13 protein-coding genes are annotated in these 21,062 nt (G+C 72.8%); 6 read left to right on the forward strand and 7 right to left on the reverse strand.

Annotated elements, in window-relative coordinates; translation table 11 throughout:
* Nucleotides 1-956: 956 nt before the first annotated feature.
* Entirely contained in the window at nt 957-6,587 is a 5,631-nt protein-coding gene (locus tag WME85_RS01920) for an nSTAND1 domain-containing NTPase (protein WP_437834778.1), read from the reverse strand.
* Nucleotides 6,588-7,007: 420 nt separating this feature from the next.
* Between WME85_RS01920 and WME85_RS01925 the strand changes: the two genes are divergently transcribed.
* Both WME85_RS01925 and WME85_RS01930 read left to right on the forward strand, forming a co-directional pair.
* Nucleotides 7,008-7,367 carry an arsenate reductase family protein gene (locus WME85_RS01925; RefSeq protein ID WP_437834780.1) on the forward strand — a complete coding sequence of 120 codons (360 nt, stop codon included), beginning with the start codon at nt 7,008-7,010 and terminating at the stop codon, nt 7,365-7,367.
* Nucleotides 7,368-7,432: 65 nt separating this feature from the next.
* A complete protein-coding gene (locus WME85_RS01930) occupies nt 7,433-8,008 on the forward strand; it encodes a hypothetical protein (RefSeq protein WP_437834782.1) in 576 nt (191 codons plus the stop codon).
* A 28-nt stretch (nt 8,009-8,036) separates the two neighbouring features.
* On the opposite strand, the gene WME85_RS01935 is transcribed toward WME85_RS01930, so the two are convergent.
* From WME85_RS01935 to WME85_RS01945, 3 genes are read right to left on the reverse strand one after another with little or no spacing between them, the layout of a single operon-like run.
* Nucleotides 8,037-9,668: a sigma 54-interacting transcriptional regulator gene (locus WME85_RS01935; RefSeq protein WP_437834784.1), complete on the reverse strand. Its 1,632-nt coding sequence runs from the start codon at nt 9,666-9,668 to the stop codon at nt 8,037-8,039.
* 13 nt (nt 9,669-9,681) lie between these two features.
* Complete coding sequence (locus WME85_RS01940; RefSeq protein ID WP_437834786.1) at nt 9,682-10,992, reverse strand: ABC transporter substrate-binding protein; 1,311 nt, start codon at nt 10,990-10,992, stop codon at nt 9,682-9,684.
* Between the two features lie 11 nt (nt 10,993-11,003).
* Nucleotides 11,004-12,311, reverse strand: coding sequence for an ABC transporter substrate-binding protein (locus WME85_RS01945; protein ID WP_437834788.1), 1,308 nt, complete (start codon nt 12,309-12,311; stop codon nt 11,004-11,006).
* Between the two features lie 351 nt (nt 12,312-12,662).
* Here WME85_RS01945 and WME85_RS01950 point away from each other — a divergent pair, with 351 nt between their 5' ends.
* The 3 genes from WME85_RS01950 (at nt 12,663) to WME85_RS01960 (ending at nt 16,463) form a co-directional block, all read left to right on the forward strand.
* Complete coding sequence (locus WME85_RS01950) at nt 12,663-13,211, forward strand: hypothetical protein (protein WP_437834790.1); 549 nt, start codon at nt 12,663-12,665, stop codon at nt 13,209-13,211.
* A 701-nt stretch (nt 13,212-13,912) separates the two neighbouring features.
* Nucleotides 13,913-15,550, forward strand: coding sequence for a serine/threonine protein kinase (locus WME85_RS01955; protein WP_437834792.1), 1,638 nt, complete (start codon nt 13,913-13,915; stop codon nt 15,548-15,550).
* Between the two features lie 49 nt (nt 15,551-15,599).
* Nucleotides 15,600-16,463 carry a hypothetical protein gene (locus WME85_RS01960; protein WP_437834794.1) on the forward strand — a complete coding sequence of 288 codons (864 nt, stop codon included), beginning with the start codon at nt 15,600-15,602 and terminating at the stop codon, nt 16,461-16,463.
* A 63-nt stretch (nt 16,464-16,526) separates the two neighbouring features.
* On the opposite strand, the gene WME85_RS01965 is transcribed toward WME85_RS01960, so the two are convergent.
* Entirely contained in the window at nt 16,527-17,024 is a 498-nt protein-coding gene (locus WME85_RS01965) for a hypothetical protein (RefSeq protein WP_437834796.1), read from the reverse strand.
* Between the two features lie 168 nt (nt 17,025-17,192).
* On the opposite strand from WME85_RS01965, the gene WME85_RS01970 reads away from it, so the two are divergent.
* Nucleotides 17,193-17,612, forward strand: a complete 420-nt coding sequence (locus tag WME85_RS01970) for a hypothetical protein (RefSeq protein WP_437834798.1) — start codon at nt 17,193-17,195, stop codon at nt 17,610-17,612.
* Nucleotides 17,613-17,718: 106 nt separating this feature from the next.
* On the opposite strand, the gene WME85_RS01975 is transcribed toward WME85_RS01970, so the two are convergent.
* Together WME85_RS01975 and WME85_RS01980 are read right to left on the reverse strand one after the other, a co-directional pair.
* Entirely contained in the window at nt 17,719-20,190 is a 2,472-nt protein-coding gene (locus WME85_RS01975; RefSeq protein WP_437834800.1) for a substrate-binding domain-containing protein, read from the reverse strand.
* A 195-nt stretch (nt 20,191-20,385) separates the two neighbouring features.
* Nucleotides 20,386-20,823, reverse strand: a complete 438-nt coding sequence (locus tag WME85_RS01980; protein ID WP_437834802.1) for a hypothetical protein — start codon at nt 20,821-20,823, stop codon at nt 20,386-20,388.
* Nucleotides 20,824-21,062: the final 239 nt, after the last annotated feature.

Raw genomic sequence — 21,062 nt, forward strand, 5'->3', positions numbered from 1 at the left:
CGTCTTCAACTATAGAGTCGTCTCCGGCTCTCGTCCGGCACGAGCGTGTAGCCAGCGCACCTTATGGCTGGCGCCCGCGCCGCCATCGCCCTGCCGGACGAGCATGGCGTCAAGCCGTGCTGGCCGGCGGCGGGGCTCTTCGTCGTCTCGACCGTCGGCGCGCAGGGCCGCGCCGATGCCCCGAGGCTCGAGCGAGGCGTTCGCCCGGCCGGCGCGGATGGCGCGGCGAAGGTCGATCCGGCGACGCTGGTCCGCGTGGGAGACCGCTTTCGCGACCGGGGCGACTGGCTGCTGGCCAGGGAGGCGTATGGCGCCGCCTATGCTGTCGGCAGGGAACCCCGGCACCGAGCTCTTCCTCGAGGTCGCGACGTGGCGGAGCGGCCTCGCGAGGGGGGCGGGTCGATCTGGAACCGAACCGGAGGGCCTCGGAGGGGCGCGGGGGAGGTCGCGACGTGGCGGAGCGGCCTCGCGAGGGGGGGGCGGGTCGATCTGGAACCGAACCGGAGGGCCTCGGAGGGGCGCGGGGGAGGTCGCGACGTGGCGGAGCGGCCTCGCGAGGGGGGGCGGGTCGATCTGGAACCGAACCGGAGGGCCTCGGAGGGGCGCGGGGGAGGTCGCGACGTGGCGGAGCGGCCTCGCGAGGGGGGGCGGGTCGATCTGGAACCGAACCGGAGGGCCTCGGAGGGGCGCGGGGGAGGTCGCGATGTGGCGGAGCGGCCTCGCGAGGGGGGGCGGGTCGATCTGGAACCGAACCGGAGGGCCTCGGAGGGGCGCCGGGGTGGTCGCGATGTGGCGGAGCGGCCCCGCACAGGGGGCGGCTCGATCGGAGGCCGCAGCCGACGGCCTCGCAAGGGCAAAGACGTCGATTCGATTCGAGGTCTTGCCGTCGAACGCTTCCGGGCTCCCGGGCCAGGGCGCGGCCCGATCCAGCCATCTTCTCGGCCTCCCCCTCCAGCTCACCGCTGTTCCCCCTGCTCCCTGGCGGCGGCGCGGGCCTCTTCGACGTGGCGCAGGCAGGCTTCCCAGTCGGCCTGCGCCATGGCTTCGGGCACGCGAAGGAGCCCTGTCCTCCGAGCGACGGGCATGCAGTAGGAAGTCGCGGCCCACAGCCTTGGATCGCCGATGCCACGGAGCGGCTCGAGATCGGTCCATACCCGCGCGACCTTGTCGTCGGACGCGGTGACGATGCGCTTGCCGTCGGGGCTGAAGTTCGCGTCATTGAGCGCGGCCTCGGAGCCACGAAGGACCAGGGGTTCGCCTGTACCGTCGGCGCTCCACACCCGCGTCGTCATGTCCTGCGATGCGGTGACGATGCGCTCGCCGTCAGGGCTGAAGCTCGCCGCGTTCACCCAGTGCTCGTGATCGCGAAAGACGATGGGCTCGCCGGTGCCATCGGCGTTCCACACGCGAGCGGTCTTGTCGTAGGACGCGGTGACGATGCGCTTGCCGTCGGGGCTGAACGCCGCCCGACGGACGCGATTTTCGTGACCACGAAGGACGATGGGCTCGCCGGTGCCGTCAGCGTTCCACACGCGCGCGGTCCTGTCCCAGGACGCGGTGACGATGCGCTCGCCGTCAGGGCTGAACGCCGCCGAGTAGAGCTGATCCTCGTGACCCCGAAGGACGATGGGCTCGCCGGTGCCGTCAGCGTTCCACACGCGCGCGGTCCCGTCCCAGGACGCGGTGACGATGCGCTGGCCGTCGGGGCTGAACGCCGCGAAAGAGACCACATCCTCGTGGCCGCGCAGGACCACGGGCTTGCCGGAGCCGTCGGCGCTCCACACGCGCGCGGTCCTGTCGTAGGACGCGGTGACGATGCGCTTGCCGTCGGGGCTGAACGCCGCGGAGCAGAGCCGACTCTCGTGGCCGCGCAGGACCACGGGCTTGCCGGAGCCGTTCGCGCTCCACACGCGCGCGGTCCTGTCCCAGGACGCGGTGACGATGCGCTCGCCCTCAGGGCTGAACGCCGACGTATAGACCTGATCCTCGTGGCCATGGAGGGGGATGGGCTCGACCGCGTCCTCGGCGCTCCACACGCGAGCGGTCTTGTCCATGGACGCGGTGAGGATGCGCTTGCCGCCAGGGCTGAACGCCGCGGAATAGACTCCATCGTCGTGACCACGGAGGGCCATGGACTGGCCCTTGCCGTCAGCGCTCCACACGCGAGCGGTCTTGTCCACGGACGCGGTGACGATGCGCTTGCCGTCAGGGCTGAACGCCGCCGAAAGGACCCGCTGCTCATGGCCGCGCAGGACCACGGGCGTGCCTGTGCCGTCGGCGCTCCACACCCGCGCGGTCTTGTCCCAGGAGGCGGTCGCGATGCGCTTGCCGTCGGGGCTGAAGGTGGCCGAGATGACCCGATCCTGGTGGCCGCGCAGGATCATGAGCTCGCCCGAGCCGTCGGCGCTCCACACCCGCGCGGTCGTGTCCCAGGAGGCGGTGGCGATGCGCTCGCCGTCGGGGCTGAACGCAGCTGACTCGAGCCGCTCCTCGTGGCCGCGCAGGACCACGGGCGTGCCTGTGCCGTCGGCGTTCCACACCCGCGCGGTCCTGTCCCAGGAGGCGGTGACGATGCGCTTGCCGTCAGGGCTGAACGTGGCTGAAGTCACCGGGCTCTGGTGACCGCGCAGGACCACGGGCGTGCCTGTGCCGTCGGCGTTCCACACCCGCGCGGTCCTGTCATAGGACGCGGTGACGATGCGCTTGCCGTCTGGACTGAAGGCCGCCGAAGCGACCCGATCGCTGTGGCCGCGCAGGACCACGGGCGTGCCTGTGCCGTCGGCGTTCCACACCCGCGCGGCCCCGTCGGCGCAGGCCGTGACAAGGCGCTTGCCGTCGGGGCCATAGGCTGCCTGCATGACCCAGTCCGGGTGGCCGAGCACCGCGCGCGAGAGCCGCCGGTGCAGCGCCCAGCGCGCGAGGACGGCCCACCCTCGCGGTACGTCGGGCGGCTCGATCTCGCGCAAGATCGCCAGCACGATCGTGGGGTCGGCCTGCAGCTCGCGCGCCGTCGCCATGCGGGTCGCGTTGCGCGCTTCACGCGCTTCGGTCTGCCGGCGGGCCGCCTCCCGGTCGGCGCGCGCGGCTTCATGGTGAGCGTCTATCGCCAGGTAGGACACGATGAACGCGACCATCCCGAGCGCGGTGAACACGCCCATGACGAGCCGCCGGCGCAGGCGCCGCGCGCGCTCGAGGAGCGCCACGACCGCCAGCAGGTAGCGCTCCTCGCGCTTGCTGAGCGCCACGCGAGCGTCGGTCCCCTGCGCGGCGCGACGGCGCTCGTACCACGCCCTGGCGTCCTCCGCCGCGCGCTCTCGCCACAGCAGCCCCTCGGCTTCACCGCTCGCCTCCCACTGCCGGGCCGCAGCGCGCAGCCGGGCCACGAGCTGCGCGTCTTGCTCGCTCTCGGCGAGCCATAACGCGAGCTTCGGCCACCTCTCGATCAAGGACTCGTGGACCAGCTCCACGGTCGTGCCCCCGCCATCTCCGCCCGCGCCTGCGCCCGCCGCGATGAGCAAGAGTCGCGCGCCGGCCAGGTGCTGGATCACCTGCGCGACGGGCTCGGCGCCTTCTCCCGCGCCACCCCGTCCGAGCTCGTGGAGCTCGTCCATCCCCACCACCGCGCGCGTGCGCTCCGGCGTGACCAGGCGGAGCAGCACCGCCCGAGCCAGCCGCTGGTCGCGCCGCGGCAGCGCCGAGAGCACCGCGTCCGCGTGGGCGGACAGGGCGCCGGCGACGCCGCCGAGCCGCTCATAGCTGTCCCGCGTGAGGAGCCGGCGCTCGTGATCCCGCGCCTCCCAGAGCTTGCCGGCCGTGAACTGCAGGAGCGGCAAGGGGCTCCGCGTGCCCTCCAGCGTGTCCAGCATGTGCTCGATGATCTCCGCGGTCTCGAAGCGATAGCCGGCCGCCTCGAGCGGTCGCGTCAAGGCCTCGCGCAGGCCGTCGCGCCCGAGCGGCGGCAGGAAGGAGAGCCCGCGGGTGACGCAGGTCATGAAGTCGCGGTGCTCGGCCAGGCTGTCGAGGAAATCCGAGCGGATGGCGAGCAGGACGCTCAGGGGCGACGAGGCGTCGTCGGCCGCGCCCTCCAGACACGCGACGAACGCCGCCCGCTCCTCGGGGGCGGCGCCGAGCGTGTAGAGCTCCTCGAACTGATCGACGAAGAGCAGGACGCGGTGCCCGGGCCCGTCACGGCGGCAGCGCGCGCGCAGCCGGGCGCCCAGATAGCCCGGCTGATCGCGGAGGATGGCGACGAGCCCTTCGTGGTCGGGGAGCTCGGGCGAGCTCCCCGTCGCGCCCGTCCTGCGCTCCGCCTCGGCGACCCGCACGAGCACATCGGCGAGCGCGTACAGCGGCCGGCGCCCCGGGCGGAGGATGAACGACTCGCCGCGGATCCCGGCCCCCTTCAGGGCCGGGATCACGCCCGCGCGCACGAACGACGATTTGCCCGCCCCGGAGGGCCCCGCGACGGCGAGGAGCTGCTGGCTGCGCAGCCTCGCCGCCATCGCGGCGACCTCGCGATCGCGGCCGAAGAAGCGCGCGGCGTCCGCCTCCTGGAACGCGAACAGGCCGGCGAAGGGGCTCTCGCCCTCGCTCAGGTCGAGCGGCTCTCGACCTGGCAGGAGCGCCTCGAGCTCGGCGAGCAGCTCTCTTGCCGAGCCCATGCGCTCGGCCCTGTGCTTCTTCAGGCAGCGGTCGACGAGGGCGCCGAGCGCGCCTGCCTCCGGGCGCCTCTCGCCCACGCTGGGCATCGGGATGCCGAAGTCCACGAGGTCCACCATGTCCGCGAGCCGCGCGCGCGAGGACGGACCCAGCGGGTGCGCCCCCGCGACCAGCTCGTACAGGATGATGCCCACGGCCCAGAGGTCGGCGCGACCATCGATGTCCATGCCGAGCAGCTGCTCGGGCGCCATGTAGTGGAGCGTGCCAACGACCGCGCTCTTCCGGTGGCTGCCAGCGCCTCCCGTGAGGGCCGCCGTCGCGCCCGTGCTCGTCGAGAGCAAGCTCGGGTCGATCCGCTTGGCGATGCCGAAATCAAGCACCTTGATGCAGCCCGCCTCATCCAGGAGGATGTTCTCCGGCTTGAGATCGCGGTGGACGATCCCGGCCGCGTGCGCGCAGACCAGCGCGCGGACCACCGGGATCACGAGCGCGACCGCCTGGCGGGACGACGTCGAGCCGGGCAGCGTGGGGGCGGCGGGCGACCCGGGCGCGCCGCGCTGGACCATCCATTCGCGCAGCGAGCGACCCTTGATGTACTCGAAGACGAGGTAGGGATATCCGCGGATCTCGTCGACCTCGTGGATGACCACGATGTTCTCGTGGCGGCAGCGCGCCGTGGCCCGCGCCTCGTCGAGGAAGCGCTCGATCCCCTGCCCGGTGTAACTGAGGAGGAGCTTGACCGCGACCAGGCGGCCGAGCTTCGTGTCGCGGGCCAGGTACACGACCCCCATGCCGCCCTGGCCCAGCTTGCGGATGATCTCGTAGTGCTTGATGAGATCGCCGGGCTGCAGCGGCATGACGTACCCTGCGAGCCCGGCGGGAGGCGCCGCAGCCGCCTCCTCCAGGGAGCGCGCGGCGCTGCCGGCTCGCTCCGCTGACCGCGTCGCCGATCCGAGGGCCGTGCGAGGCTCGCCGCTGCCCGCGCGCTCCGCTGGTGTCGGTGCTGCTCCGGCAGCGGGCGCGTCCGGCTTCACGAGGTCGTCCCGGCGGAGGTCGTTCACCTCGCAGGCGTCGAGCTCGCGCAGCAGGCCGTCGGCCGTGACCGCCCGCGCCGCGACGTCCTCGATCGTGGCCCGCCGCAAGAGCGCGCCGAGCGGGTGATCGAGGAGCGCGGGAGGGAGCTGAGCGGCCTCGCGGCCGTCGCGCTCGAGATCCGCGCCGTCGGGAGGCCCGCCGCAGCCCGGGCGCCTGCCGGTGAGGCACTCCAGGAACACGAGACCCCAGGCGTACAGGTCCGAGCGCGTCATCGGCGGGAACCCCCGGCGCTGCTCGGGCGCCAGGTAGGCCTGCGAGCCCAGGAGCTCACGGCCGGAGACGGGCGCTTCCTCCTGGCGCGCGCGGGCGGCGGCGGCGAGCGCGGCGAAGCCGAAGCCGAGCACGAGCGCGCTCCGCTCTTCCCCGGAGGGCACGACCAGCACGTGGGCCGGCCGGAGGTCCCCGTGCACGACGCCCTGTCGGTGGGCGGAGGCGAGCGCGTCGAGGACCCGCCTCATCAGGCGCCGGGCCTCATCTGGCTCGAGCGCGCCGCGGGCCGACAGCAGCTCGGCCAGGCTCTGCCCGGGCACGCGCTCGAAGACCGCGTAGGGCTGCCCCGCGTCCGTCGTCCCCGCGTCGAGGGGCCGGACGATGCCGGGGTGGCGGAGCCGCGCGCAGCGGCGCACTTCCCGGAGGAGCTGCGCGCCGCGGCGTCGCCCGAGCTCCGCGGGGTCCTCGTCGCGGGCGGGGCGCAAGATCTTGAGGAGGACCGGCTGCTCGCTCGCGATCTGCCGCCCCTCGTAGACGACGGCGAGCCTGCCCTCACGGAGCAAGGAGAAGATCTCGTAGCGGCCCTGGAACATCGTTCCTGGAGTGAGGATCGCCTGGTTCATCGCAGCCTCTCCGGTCGCAGCCTCCCCGCGTGGCAGCCTCGGGCGAGAGGGCGCGCATCGCCAGGCCGGCGCCGCGATCTCGGTAGCGGAGCGCGGCCGGCCGCCGGCGGGAGCGCTCGGCCGGGCCGACCTCAACCCCGGTCGGGCCGACCTCAACCCCGGTCGGGCCGACCTCAACCCCGGTCGGGCCGACCTCAACCCCGGTCGGGCCGACCTCAACCCCGGTCGGGCCGACCTCAACCCGGGTCGGGTCAACCTCGGTTCCATCCCCTTCCGATGCGCCCCTTCGCCCCGGCCCGCGACGCAGGGCTCCCCGCCGCCGTGGGCTGGTAGGCTGCCGCGTCCGCGCCTATGCTTCGCGCCCGCGCGGCCGCTCAGGCGAGCCGCGCGCCACGGGTCATTCCACGAGGAGCGACGCGCATGATCCAGATCTTCGGCACGGCGAAGTGCAAGGCGACGCGGGCGGCGCAGCGGTTCTTCGCCGACCGGGGCATCAAGGTGCACCTCGTCGAGCTGCGCGAGAAGGGCCTCTCCAAGGGGGAGCTCGCCAGCGTGGCGCGCGCGGTGGGCGGCGTGCGCGCGCTCTACGACGCCGACGGCGCGCGCGTGAAGGAGCGCGGCCTCCAGCACCTCGGTCCGAGCGACGCGCGCATCGCCGAGCTGCTCGCCGAGGATCCGCTCCTGCTCCGCACGCCTATCGTGCGCGACGGCCAGCGTGCCAGCGTGGGCGCGGACGAGGCGACGTGGAGGTCCTTCGCCGACGCCGCGAAGGGGAAGTAGAGGCGATCGGATCAGGCTGGAACCAGCGCCGACCATCGACGGTCGACGGGAGAACGGGGGCGAGCGTGGCACAGTACGTAGCATTCCGGCCGGGTATCGAGGTGCGCGCGGCCAACCTGCAGAGCTTGTTCGAGGCACCGGGGCGGGCCTATGCCCCGATGATCATGAAGATCATGATCAAGCAAGGGCTCCATCAGCTCATGGCCGTCGACTGGCTCCCCATGCAGCTCTGGCTCGACGCTCAGCGGGAGATCGCGGACACGATCGGCGAGCACGCCCTCTTCGCGCTGGGCAAGAGGGCGCCTGAGGCGGTCGCCTGGCCGACGGGCATCGACACCATCGAGGCGGCGCTCGCGTCGATCGACGTCGCCTATCACCTCAATCACCGCGTCGACGGCGAGCCGATGTGCGATCTGCGGACCGGCGCGATGAAGGAAGGAATCGGCCACTACCGCTGCCGCGCGAGCGGCGAACGGAGCATCGCCGTCGTCTGCGAGACGCCCTACTCCTCCGAGCTCGAGCGCGGGCTCATCACCGGGACGGCCCGCAGGATCAAGCCGGCCGCCGAGATTACCCTGGACGACACCCAGCCTACCCGCAGGCGCGGCGGGGACTCGTGTACCTTCATCGTGCGGTGGTGAGCCCGGCGCGCCGGCCCCGCCGCCGCGCTCACCGCGCCTGCCCCCGCCCGTACTCCTTGAGCTTGCGGTAAAGCGTCGACACGCCGATCCCGAGCTCCGCCGCCGCCCGCGTCTGGTTGCCCCCGTTGCGCGCCAGGACCGCCAGGATGTACTCCTGCTCGACGTCGCCGAGCGTCCGCACGCGCGGCTCGACCGCCGGCGCCGGCAGGGCCGAGCGCACCTCCTCGGGCAGGTCCTCGGCCTCGATCCGCCGCCCCTCGGCCAGGGCGACGGCCCGCTCCATGGCGTTCTCCAGCTCGCGCACGTTGCCGGGCCACGGGTAGCGGACCAGGCGGTCGGCCGCGCCGGGGCTCAGGCGCGCCGCCGGCCGCTTCATGCGCGCGGCCGCCTGGGCGAGCAGCGCCCGCGCGAGCGGCAGCACGTCCTCCCGCCGCTCGCGCAGCGGCGGCAGCCGGAGCTCGACCACCTTGAGCCGATAGTAAAGGTCCTTTCTGAAGCGGCCGGCCGACACCTCCGCGGCGAGCTCGCGGTTCGTCGCCGCCACGACGCGCACGTCGACAGGCCGGCTGCGGTTCTCGCCGACCCGCCGCACCTCGCGCGCCTGCAGCGCCCGGAGCAGCTTCACCTGCACCCCGGCCGGCAGCTCGCCCACCTCGTCGAGCAGCAGCGTCCCACCGGCCGCCGCCTCGAAGATCCCCGCGCGGTCCCGCGTCGCGCCGGTGAAGGCGCCGCGCGCGTGCCCGAAGAGCTCGCTCTCGAGCAGCGGCTCCGGGATCGCGGCGCAGTTGATGGCGAGCAGCGGCGCGGCCGCCCGGGGCGAGGCGTCGTGGACGAGGCGCGCCACGCGCTCCTTGCCGGTGCCGCTCTCGCCCGTGACGAGCACCGTGGCGTCCACCTGCGCCACCCGCCGCGCGAGCTCCAGGACGCGCTGCATCGCCGGGCTCGACGCCACGATGCCGCCCGGACCCGCGCCCGCCGCGCCCGCCGCGCCGACCCCCAGGAGCGCCTCCGCGCGCGTCCTCAGCCGGCGCTCGGCGCGCCCCAGCGCCTCCGCGGCCCGGCGCAGCGAGGCGTCGAGGCGGTGCTCCTCGAAGAACGGCAGGTGCGGCTCGAGCTCGGCGCCCCACGCCTCGGCCGCGCGGCCGGCGAACAGGCAGCTCGCGTCGCCGCGGCCGAGGCAGCGGCGCTCGATCACGTAGATGTCCCGGCCCTCGACGCAGCTCAGGTAGCCGCTCGCGAAGCCCGCGAGCGTCCAGCACACAGGCGCGTCCGCGCGGCCGAGGTGCAGGAGGTGCTGCTCCGCCTCGTACGAGGCCTCCACCGTCGCGCCCCCGGGCGAGAGCGGGCCGTCCCCGCCCGGCGCGAGGCGGAGCATCCCCTGCAGCGCGTGGATGCGCCCGCCCGCGTCGCGCCACTCCTCGTCGCTCTCCAGCGAGAGCTCGGCGCGCGCCGCCTCGGCCGTGCGGTAGCCGTGCGCGAAGCCGAACCGGGTGAGGATCGCGCGCGCCGCCGCGGCGCCGACGCTGTCGATGAGCTGCTTGCGCAGGAGGCCCATCGCGACGGTGTCGAGCAGGATCGCCCGCGCCCCGGAGAAGCGCAGCTCGCCGCCCCGCGGGTCGACCGTGAGGAGCTCCGAGAGATCGAGGTCCGCTGCGCGCATGCTGCCTGCCAGGTCACAGTCGAGCGTGATAGTCCTGGATGATGTAGTAGTGCGCCAGCATCGCCAGGATCATCCTGTCGGTGTTCCCGTCCTTCACGAACTCCCAGAAGGCCCTGTCGATGGGGTCGAAGAAGGCGCGGGGCGCGCTGAGGTTGCGCGCCGGGACGAAGCGCGTCCGCGGGCTCCTCGCGTCCTCCATCGCCTTGCGCGACAGCGAGTCGTACTGGCCGAGGTCGGCGTCGGTCCTCGACGGGATCGACCCCTTGAGCGGGTTGAGCGCGTCCTGCCCCGCGACCGATCCCATGGTCGCCAGCAGGTCGAGCGCGGCGCCCCGGTGCGACGCCCCCCTCGGGAGGACGAAGGTATCGACGACATAGACGAAGGCGTCCTCTCCCACCGTGACCATGCCGAAATCCTCGTCGAGCGTGTATCCCCGCGCCTGGAACTCGGCCTTCACCCAGTCCCCGTCCATGTACATCGCGGCCTTGCCCTGCCCGACGAGCTCGACGCCATCCACCCAGCGGAGCTCCTCGGCGTCCGGGTTCATGTATTTCAAGGCCTCCGGGACCGCGGCGAGCGCGGCCCTCACCTCGGGCGTATCGGGGCTCGCCAGGCGGCCCTTGAAGAGGTCGTCGTAGTACTGCGCGCCGGCGGACATGACGAAGAGGTGCTCCCACAGGATGTTGGCCGGCGTCGACGGGTCCTGCGCCGCCACCGCCAGCGGCGTGACGCCCTGCGCGGCGAACGCCTCGTTGACGGCGTAGAGCTCGTCGAGCGTCGTCGGAGGCGTGAGCTCGCTCCGGGCGAAGAGCCTCTTGTTGTAGAACAGGCAGTTCAATCGATGGACGTTCACCGGGACGGCGTAGACACGACCGTCGTGCGTCACCGTCTCGACGACGGACTCAGGCACGGTGGAGAGCCATCCGCTCGACGCCGCGACGTCGTCGAGCGGCTCCAGCTTGTTCTCTCCCTCCACGCCATTGTACTTGACCCAGTCCATCAGCCGCACGCCGCCGTGGACCTGGAACACGTCCGGGGGCTTGCCCGTCGCCATGCGCTCGTCCAGGCGCTGCTCCAGGACGGTGCGCTGGACCCCGGCGGTGTTGTTGATGACCTCCACGCCCGGGTGAGCGCGCCTGTGGACGTCGATGAGCGCCTGAAGGGCCTTGCTCTCGCTCGGGCTGGCCCACCAGCTGAAGATCTCGACCGTCGCGTCGCCTTCCTCCGGGTCGCCGCCCCCGCCGCCCCCGCACCCCGCCGCGCCGAGCAAGGACAGCGTCAAGGCTCCTGCACAACGCAGCACCGTCACGAAGGCACCCTTCATGTCAGCTTCACCTACTCCTGGCCGTGGTAGTCCTTGATGCTGGGATAGTACGCCTCGATGACGAGCATCATCCTGTCGGTATCCCCGTCCCTCAGGTATTCCTTGTAGGCGCTGTCGATGGCCGCGAGGACATCGCGGGGGACGACGAGGGTGCGCTCCGGGATGAAGAGGGTCTCCGGGTCCCTCGCGGCGTCCATCGCGCGCCGCGACGGCTCGTCGTACAGGCTCCTGTCGGTGTCGAGCCGCACCGGGATCGACCCCTTGAGCGGATTGAGCGCGTCCTGACCCTCCACCGTTCCCATGGTCGCGAGCAGGTCGAGGGTGGGCTCGCGGTGCGGCGCCCCCCTCGGGAGGACGAAGCTGTCGTCGACGTAGACGAAGGTGCTGTCGCCGCCCACCGCCACCGTGCCGAAGTCGACGCCGTACTCGTATCCTTGCGCCTGCAGCTCGGCCTTCACCCGGTCCCCGTCCATGAACATCGCAGCTTCGCCCTCTCCGACGAGCCTGGCCGCGTCTGCCCAGCCGATGCTCTCGTAGTCCGGGTTCACGTGCTCGGCGAGCCCGCGGCTCGCCTCGAGCGCGGCCCTCACGCGAGGATCGTTCGGGTCCTCCTCTCCCCTGAAGAAGCTCTCGTAGAACTCCGGCCCGGCGGACATGACGAAGACGTGCTCCCACACGAACCTGCCCGCCTCCGGCGCCAGCTGCGCCGAGAGCGCCACCGGCGTGACGCCCTTCTCCACGAGCGCGCGCACGACGGCCGTCAGCGCGTCGAGCGTCGTGGGCGGCGCGAGCCCGCTCTCCGCGAAGATCTTCTTGTTGTAACAGAGGCTGTTCGCGCGATGGATGTTCACCGGCACGGCGTAGACGTGACCGTCGACCGTCACGCTCTCGAGGATCGGCCTCGGCACGACGTCGAGCCATCCGCTCGACGCCGCGATGTCGTCGAGCGGCTCGAGCTTGTTGTCGCCCTCCCGGCCGTTGTGCCTGACCCACTCCAGCAGCTCGACGCCGCCGTTGACCTGGAAGCTGTCCGGGGGAGAGCCCACGGCCATGCGCTGCCGCAGCCGCTCTCCCGCGGTCCTCGCCGCGATCGCGGCGGCGTTGACGACCTCCACGCCCGGGTGATCGTGGTTGTAGACCTCGACGAGCGCGTCGAGCGCCCTGCTCTCGCTCGCGCTGTACCACCAGCTGAGGAGCTCTATCTTTCCGGTGTAGCCCGCCTCGCCGCCGTCATCACCGCTCCCGCAGCCGGCGACGCCGATCGCGGCGAGCGTCGCGGCGCCGATGGAGCACAGCGCCTTCACGAAGGTACCGTTCACGTCAGTCTCCCATCACATCTTACCCGCCGCCCGCCGCGGGTCTCCGGCGAGCTCGCTGCCGCCGGCCGGCGCGCCGAGCTCCCCCTCCGCGATTCACGCTCTCTCAATTCATTCGCAGTGTCAAGGTGCCGTGCGGCTGTTCACTGTCACCGTGGCCGCGCCGCCGGCGCGGTTTTCCGCGCGCTGCCGCGGGCGTGTCCGGCGCGTGGCTCCGGCGCCGCTCTCCCCATCACGGCTCCACGAGACTGGCCGCTCGAGCCGAGGATGGGTGAGCGCCAGGGCGCCGCGCGCTTCCTCTCGCGCGGAGCGCGGCGTATGCTCCGAGCCCGTTGAGGGGGCAAGTCGGCGGTCATGCGAAAACTACGGGGCAAGTACGTTGTGCTCTGCGGGCGTGGGCAGCGCAGGAGCGAGAGCTCGAGCCTGGCCGCCGCGCCGCCCGCCGCCGGCGCCGCCACGGGCTGGCGCGTCCGCCTGCTCCGCGCCGTCGCGTCGATGGCGGCGCTCGCGGCCTTCGCCGCCGCGGCGTCGTGCAGCGTCACGGTCGATCTCGATCCGCTCGGCGACGGCGTGTGTCCTGCGGGCGAGAAGGCATGCTATGTCGTCGAGGAGGGGGAGATGGGCTGTGTGCCGATCGAGGACCCTGACTACGGGTGCGGCGTCGAGGGGTGCGCGCCGTGCAGCTTGTTCAAGGCGGACGCCGTCTGCGCGGCCAACGATCCGGTCGGAAGGTGCGTCATGAGCAGCTGCGTGGCCGAGTTCGAGGACTGCGACGGCAACCTCTTCAACGGCTGCGAGGCCCACACCGAGACCGATATCGAGCACTGCGGCGGCTGCGAGGCGCGGTGCTCCTGCGACAAGGGACTCCCCGTCTGCCTGCGAGGCGCCTGCGCATGCGGGTAGCGTCAAGCCGGGGCGCGGCGCCACGCGGGAGGGAGGGACGAGCGGCGAGGAGGCCAGTCTAGAGCGGGCGCTTCGACCGGTAGCGGGTGTAGCAAGCAGGGCAGCGCCACTCCATCATTCGCCGCCCGCTCGCGTCGACGGTCCGCGTCAGGCGCCAGCCATAACGAGAGCTGATGAGCGTGTAGTTCGTCTCCGTCTTCGGCGCAGGTGTACCACAATCCACGCACCGCTGCGCCACACGCTGCTCGCTCTCCGGTGGCTCCCTCATCGTGTGCCCTGAGGAGACGGAGGTCGTGCTCGTGGGACCCTCCAGCGTCTCAGGGTAGACCGAATCGCGTCGCGTCGCCGACATCTGAACCTCAGGATGTGCGCAAGGTGTCCTCTGAGCGTGTCGCCTCACCTGTCCGCTGGGCGCCCGGGATCTAACATTTCCAACTGTAGCTAAGTACGTTTCTGGTGCCAAGATCGATTTCACGACACGAACCCTCACGAGGGGCGCCGGCCGCTCGAATCGGCAAGGCGATGGACGCCTACAGCGCGCGACCTCGACCTCTGTTGTCGCCCTCGCGTCGCCCTCGCGTCGCCCTCGCGTCGCCCTCGCGTACAGGTGCTCCCGCCCTCGCGCCCGCCCGGGGCAGGAGGCTGCCGCGCCGGCTTCCTCTCCAACACGACGCGGTGTACTCTCCTCGCACGTGGCGGGGATGGTCGTGGAGCGGAGCGCCGACAGCGCGAGCGAGACGCGCGGAAAGTACCGTGTCCTGCTCGAGCTCGGGCAGGGCGGGACCGCCTGCGCGCTCCTCTCGGTCGCTCACGGCCCGAGCGGCTTCAGCAAGCTCGTCGTCCTCAAGACGCCGAAGAAGGCCCACGCGCTCGATCCAGAGTTCCGGCGGATGTTCCTGAACGAGGCGCGCCTCTCCGCGCGGCTCAACCACGCGAACATCGTCCAGGCCAACGAGGTCATCGAGGAGAACGGGGTCCCCATCCTCGTGATGGAGTTCCTCGACGGGCAGCCCCTCTCGAACGTGCTCGCGGCCGGCCGGGGGGCTCTCCCGCTCGCCATGCACCTCCAGATCATCACCCACGCCCTGTGCGGCCTCCACCACGCCCACGAGCTCGAGGATTTCGACGGGCAGAAGCTCAATGTCGTGCACCGCGACATGACGCCGCACAACATCTTCGTCACGTACGACGGGCACGTGAAGATCCTCGACTTCGGCATCGCGAAGCTCGATCGCGGGTCCGACTACCAGACCGAGACAGGCGTCATCAAAGGCAAGATCCGGTACATGGCGCCGGAGCAGATGATGGGCGAGAAGCTCGACCGGCGCGCGGATCTCTACGCGGTCGGCGTCATGCTGTGGGAGGCGGCCACGGGCGAGCGAATGTGGAAGGATACGCCCGATCCGCTGCTCATGAACCTCGTGCTCAACGGGGAGCTCGCGGCGCCGCGCAGCGTGAACCCGGGCGTCCCGCCCGAGCTGGAGCGCGTCATCATGAAGGCGCTCGCCCCGGAGCGAGACGCCCGGTACGCGACCGCGGCGCAGCTCGCCGCCGACCTCGAGGCGATCATCGACGATCTGGGCACGCGCGTGACCAGCCGCGAGATCGGCAAGTTCGTCTCGAAGCTGTTCGAGGGCGAGCGGGCCGCGCTGAAGAGGTCGGTCGAGGCGCAGCTCATGAAGCTGGCCGAGCTCTCGTGGGATGACGGGAACGGGGCGGACAGAGAGGCGCGCTCCGAGACAGGGATCCGCGCGGTCCGCAACAGCAGCTCCGACGTGCCCGCCTCCGGCCGGAGGCGACGCGCCGTGATCGTCGGCGCCGCGTGCGTCGCGCTGGCGGTCCCCTTCGTCACCTGGGGGCTCGCGCCGGGCTCGCGCGAGGGGCCCGCCTCGCCGGCGCCCGCCGCCGCCCGGGCAGAGGGCGAGCAGGCCGCCGCCGCGCCGGCGCCGGCGCCGGTCGCCGAGCGGCCCGATCGCCCGGCGACCGTCAGCGTCCGCATCGCGGCGTCGCCCAGGGACGCGGCGCTGTTCCTCGACGGCCAGCCGCTCGCGACGAACCCGTTCAGGGCGCAGATGGAGAAGAGCGCCGCGGCCCGCGAGGTGCGCGCCGAGGCGCCGGGCTACACGAGCGCACGCGTGGAGATCGTGCTCGACAAGGACGTCGACGTCGACCTCGGCCTCCAGCAGGAGAAGCGGGATACGCTCCCGCGGCCGGCGCCCGCGCGCGTCGTGACGCGGGCCTCCACGGCGGCTTCCGCGGCAGCGCCGGCGGCGGACTGCGACCCTCCCTATTTCTTCAACGAGCATGGGATCAAGAAGTTCAAGCCGGCGTGCCTGTGAGCGGCTCGCGCGCGGGGTGACGGGGGCGCCCCTCCGGCCTGGAGCGCTCTTGACCGCGGCCGCGGTGCTCCTCGCCGGCTCGCCCGCGCTGGGCCAGGGGAGCGACGAGAAGGCGGTCTGCCTCGCGATGCACGAGGAGGCGCAGGTCGCGCGGCAGGAGGGCAGGTTCCGGGCGGCGCGCGGCGCGCTCCTCGCCTGCGCGCGCTCGAGCTGCCCGTCGCTGCTCCGGGCCGACTGCGCGAGCTGGCTGGACGCGCTCGTCCGGGAGATCCCGTCGGTCGTGATCTCCGCCGAGTCGGGGCGCGGCGACGAGGCCGACGTCCGCGTGCTGATCGACGGCCAGGTCGTGGCGGAGGCGCTCGACGGCAAGGAGATCGAGGTCGACCCGGGCAAGCACGTGTTCCGGTTCGAGCTGCCGCCGCACGCGCCGATCGAGAGGACGCTGCTCATCCGCGAGCGCGAGAGGGGCAGGCCGGTGTCCGTCTTCTTCGGCGAGCGCCAGGCCGCCCCGCCGCCCCCGCCAGGCAGCGCGCGATCTACGTCGGAGGCCACGACGGAGGGAGCGCGTCCCGTGCCGCTCGCGGTGTACGTGCTCGGCGGGTCGGCGCTCGCGGCCGCGGGGCTGTTCGTCGGGGTCGGCGCGGCCGGCATGGCCGAGCGCAGGTCGCTCCAGGCGAGCTGCGCGCCGTTCTGCGGCGAGGCGCAGGTCCAGTCCGTGCGGACCCGGTTCCTCATCGCCGATCTCGCGCTCGCCGCCGGCGCCGGGGCCGCGGTCTCCGCGGGGCTGCTCTTCTGGCTGCGCCCTGCCGTGCCGAGCGCGCCGAGGCGCGAGGCGGACCGGCCTGCCGCGGCGCCTGTCGCCGTCGTCCCGGTCGCGCGGGGCGCGCTCGTCCAGCTCCGAGGGGCATTGTAGGCCGGGGGTGAGCGGTCGCGCCACAGCGGCCTCGGCGGCTTCACACCCGCCGCGATCGCCCGGTCACGGGGATCGGTGCGGGCGCCGGTGCTCGACGTGGGGACGGCGGTGCTCCACGCGCGTCTCCGCCGGCCTGCGCGTGGGCTCGCGGTAGGTGTGCTGGTGGTGATGCTGGCGGTCCCGGTCGAACTCGACGCGGTAGTGGACCAGTGCGCGCGGCTCTTCGCGGTAGTAGACCCAGCCGTGGCGCGACGGATAGTACCAGCGGCCGTCCACGTAGTAGACATAGGTCCCCCGGTAATAGACGCGGGGGTAGCTCTCGACGTGGACCGGCGCGGCCGCGATGTGAACGACCGGCTCCTCGACCACCGCGAACTCCCGATACGTGACGGTAGCATGCGCAGGGGCGACGGTCCTGGTGTGGACCTCCGCGGCGCAGCCGGTCGCGCCGAGGACCGCGAGGGCGGCGAGGGCGGCGAGGGCGGCGAGCCTGCTGCGCTGCGGTGGATTCGCCGTGGTTCCGGGGGACGAGCTCTGGAGGACAGGCACGTTGTTCTTCATGAGGCCTCATCAAAGCAACCGCGGTGCCACCCGGCGGCGCGGGGACGCCGCCGCAGGTGAAAGGCAGCGCGCCTGCTGTGGTACGGCGCTTGCTGAACATTGCTGAACACTTGCTGAACAATCGGGCATCGGCGCGACGGCGCCAGACTCCAATCAAGGAAGACACCCATGAAACTCTCGAAGCTGCTCTCCGGTCTCGCTGCCTGCGTCCTCGCCTCTGCCTCGCTCGCGGGGTGCATCATCGTCGACGGCGACGATGACCATGTTCACTACGGGAGCGGCTCGCTGACCGTGGAGCTGACCATCGATGGCAGCCGCGATCCATGGCAGTGCGTCGATTACGACGTGGAAGACATCGTGGTCAGCGTCGAGGACGAGGATGGCTTCGTCACCGTGGCGTCCACGAACTGCGACGCGCTCGGCCTCACCATCCCCGACCTCCCCGAGGGCTACTACGACGTCGAGGTCTGGCTCGAGGAGGATGGCTTCCAGGTGAGCGATACCGTGGGCGTCTCGTCCGTCGACGTGTTCGACGGCGCGGACACGCTCGTGGAGGTCGACATCCCCTGGAACTGGATCGACCCGTGACGCGCGCGCGGCTCGCCTGAGCGGGCCGCGCGGCGGCCCCTCCTCGCTCGCGCTCGCGTCCGCGAGCCCAGCTCAGAGCTTCTCCACCGCGCAGGAGGGCAGGGGGTCAGGCGTCCGCGTAGACGACCCGGCCGCCCGTCCTCGACAGCGCGTAGGCGAAGCCGAGCTCGAGCGTCGCGCGGATGGCGACGCGCCCGAGGTCGAGCCCCTGCCCCACGATCAGCCGCGCCGCCTCGGGCGCGATGCCGACCAGCACGACCTCGGCCCCGAGGAGCCGCGCCGCCCCCGCCGCCTGCAGCAGGTGATGCGCCGCGAGGGCGTCGACCGTCGCCATCCCGGTGACGTCGACCAGCACCACGCGCGCGCGCCGCCTGGAGATCTCCTGCAGCATCGACTCCATGAAGCGGCCGGAGCGCTGGCGGTCCATCGCCCCGACGACCGGCATCACCAGGATCTCGGGCGCGATCGGCACGACCGGGCTGGAGAGCTCGATGATCGTGTTGACCAGCGACTCCTGGCGCCGGCTCATCCGCTCGAACAGCCGGACGTTCTCGAGCGCCACGGCCATCGTGTCGGCGACGCGCTCGATCTGCGCGAGGTCCTCCGGCGAGCACGCCGATGGGCGCTCGCTCTCCAGGACGAGCACGCCGAGCGCTTCGCCTCGGGTGAGCAGCGGCACGCCGACCAGCGTGCGGGTCCCGTGGAGGCGCGCCTCGAGCACGTCGCTCAAGCCGTCGAGCTCGCTCGCCGCCGTGTCGACGACGACCGAGCGCGCGGTGCTCAGCGCGCGCCCGACGAGCGATCCGCGATCGAGGAGGGCGCGCTCGTCGGCGAGCTCTTCCTTCTCCACGTCGAGGACGACCACGAGGAGCTCGAGCGCGGGGCGGACCGCCGCGGGCGCGCGCCGCCGGATCGTCGCCTTGCGGTTCAGCTCCAGGTTCAGGTGATCGGAGAGGGCATGAGACCAGGGCGTGCGCTCCAGGGTCACGACGTCGACGCCGGTGTCGGCGAAGCGCGGAGACGGCGGCTCCGCGCCCGGCGAGAGCGGAGGGAGCCCGGCCAGCGCCACGCCCGCGCCTCTCGTGATCACGTCGTGGAGCATCTGCACCGCGCGATAGCCCATGTCGTACTCGCGCTGGACCACGGCCGCGTGGATGGTGCCCTCCCGGATCATCGCGATCGTCTCCGGGACGAGGTCGAACGCGACGATCTTGAGGTCTCCTGCCCGCCCGGCGGCCCGCGCGGCCCGGCCCCACGACGGGCCGTTCTCGGCGCAGGCGCCGAAGGCGCCGGCGCCGCCCTCGCGCCGCAGCGCCTCCTCGGCGAGCTGCAGCCCGCGCGACGTATCGAACTGGTTCTCGGACGGGGGCTGCACCGCGATCGCCCTCCCCGCGACCGCCGCGCCGAACCCCTCGACGCGCTCGATCCCGTTGAGGGCGCGGAGCGACGTCAGCTGCGCGTGGACCGCGCCCCCGTCCGGGAGGAGCCGCGCCATCATCTCGCCGGCGAGCCGGCCGGCCGCCGCGTTGTCGGTGCCGACGTACGCGAGGGTGCTGCTGCCCGCCGCCGGCGGCGTGTCCAGCGTGACCACGGGGATCCCGGCCTCCGTCGCCCGCCGGATCGCGGGCTCGATGAGCGCGGGATCGGCCGGCGCCACGGCGATGCCCTGCACGCCGCGGCGGATGCCCTCGTCGATGAGCTCGCTCTGGCTGCCCGCGCCGCTGCCGGCGCAGAAGCGGAAGTCCACCGCGACGCCGAGGTCGTGCCCCGCGACGAGGGCGCCGTCGCGCAGGTTGTTCCAGTACGCCGTCGGCGCCCGGCGCGGGAGCCGGTAGACGCGGAGCTCGCGGCCCTGTCCAGGCGCGCTCGACGGCGGACCCTCGCGGTCGGCGCCGTCCAGCATGACCAGGTGCACGGCGCTCCAGTGCGGGCGCAGCTGCACGCTCCTGATCCCCTTCGAGACGATCTCCACGAGCTCGCGCGGGCTGGCCTGCGCGGCCACCGCGTTCAGCACCTCCTCGAGCAGGCGGGTCTCGTGGGCGGCGCGCGCCTTGTCGTCGTAGAGCCCGCGCCGCTCCAGCGCCGCGCCCGCGCTGTCGGCCAGGGCCGAGAGCCGCGCCCAGTGCTCGCCGGAGAGCGCCTCGCCGGAGAGCGCCTCGCCGGAGGGCGCCTCGCCGGAGAGCGCCTCGCCGGAGGGCGCCTCGTCGCCCGGCTGCTCGACGACGAGCACGCCGAGGGGCCGCCCGTGCACGCGCACCGGCGTGAGGACCACGACGGCGCCCGCCGGCAGCCGCTCCAGCGCGGGCGCGCCCGGCAGCCGCGCGCCGTACCACGCGGCGGCCGCCACGACGCGCGCGCCGCCCTCCGCGTCGAGGGGCGCGGGCGCGCTCGCCGGCCCCGCGTCCGACGGGAGGTGCAGGCGCGCCGGGAGCAAGCCCTCCATGCCCGCGGCGGCCCTGTAGACGAGGCGCTCTCCCTCCCTGAGGAGCAGACTCCCACGCTGCGCGCCGGGCACGCAGTCCATCGCTTGCAGCACGGTGCGGTGCAGCGTCGCAAAGAGATCCAGACCGATGCTCATCTGCTGTTCACGCGGCGTGCTGGCCCAGGTTGAAGGCGCTGGCGGTGCAGCAAGCACGATCGGCAGACCCGTTGTCAAGGGGGGGAAGCCGTCGGGCGGTGAAGCCTGCTACAGTCCTCAGGCTCGCTCAGGCCCCTGGCGTCATGGCGACACCGCCGGGCCACAGCTGCGATCGCGCCCGTGGGGCAGGGGACTTCAGGGCGCTCGCTCCTCTCCCGGCTCCGGCGGAGCTCGCCACTCGCGCACGAAGAACGGCCACGCGTCGCGGAGATACAGGCCGAAGGGGACCCACCACACGAGATCATTCGTCAGGCACAGGACGGCGGACCGCGGCGGCCACTGGCCTGTCGCGAGCAGCGCGGCGAGGCCGATCGGCCCGAGGAACTTGCCGAGCAGGCCCACGGCCGCGAGGAGGAAGCCGCGCTCGGGGACGCGCGCGACCTCCGCGTAGAGGACGGCGTAGACCCCGACCACCATCCCGAGGCAGGCGAAGATCGCAGGGTGGTTGAGGGGCGCCATGCCGGCGAAGCGAAAGAGCCATTGCGGGTCGAGCGCCGCGTAGAGCCCCCAGCAGGCGTTGTAGAGGGCGGCGAGGCAGAAGACGGCGCGGTGCAGGCGGCGGCGAGGGATCAAGGCGACACCGGCATGCGGGCGAGGATACCAGCTCGGGCAGGCGCGGGCGCCACGTCGAGGTGCCCGCTCGCGCCGGACCGGCGGGGCGGCCGTGTCTCGACGATCCGCTGGCCGCGCTCCCGCGGTTGAGCGGCGCCAGGCAGCGTCGCGGAGCTCGCGAGGAGCGGCCCGGCGCCGTCGTGGAATACTGTGCTGTTGCTGTACTCGCGACGGGTAGGTCAACCTCGGTAGGTCAACCT

This window comes from Sorangium sp. So ce1153, from assembly GCF_051521595.1.
Lineage (GTDB): Bacteria > Myxococcota_A > Polyangia > Polyangiales > Polyangiaceae > Sorangium.

Bases quoted from the DNA above. Each gene is read 5' to 3' on its own strand.
- WME85_RS01970 (WP_437834798.1), top strand. From the start codon at position 17,193: ATGAAACTCTCGAAGCTGCTCTCCGGTCTCGCTGCCTGCGTCCTCGCC.
- WME85_RS01955 (WP_437834792.1), top strand. From the start codon at position 13,913: ATGGTCGTGGAGCGGAGCGCCGACAGCGCGAGCGAGACGCGCGGAAAG.
- WME85_RS01965 (WP_437834796.1), bottom strand. From the start codon at position 17,024: ATGAAGAACAACGTGCCTGTCCTCCAGAGCTCGTCCCCCGGAACCACG.
- WME85_RS01920 (WP_437834778.1), bottom strand. From the start codon at position 6,587: ATGAACCAGGCGATCCTCACTCCAGGAACGATGTTCCAGGGCCGCTAC.
- WME85_RS01975 (WP_437834800.1), bottom strand. From the start codon at position 20,190: ATGAGCATCGGTCTGGATCTCTTTGCGACGCTGCACCGCACCGTGCTG.
- WME85_RS01925 (WP_437834780.1), top strand. From the start codon at position 7,008: ATGATCCAGATCTTCGGCACGGCGAAGTGCAAGGCGACGCGGGCGGCG.
- WME85_RS01940 (WP_437834786.1), bottom strand. From the start codon at position 10,992: ATGAAGGGTGCCTTCGTGACGGTGCTGCGTTGTGCAGGAGCCTTGACG.
- WME85_RS01950 (WP_437834790.1), top strand. From the start codon at position 12,663: ATGCGAAAACTACGGGGCAAGTACGTTGTGCTCTGCGGGCGTGGGCAG.
- WME85_RS01935 (WP_437834784.1), bottom strand. From the start codon at position 9,668: ATGCGCGCAGCGGACCTCGATCTCTCGGAGCTCCTCACGGTCGACCCG.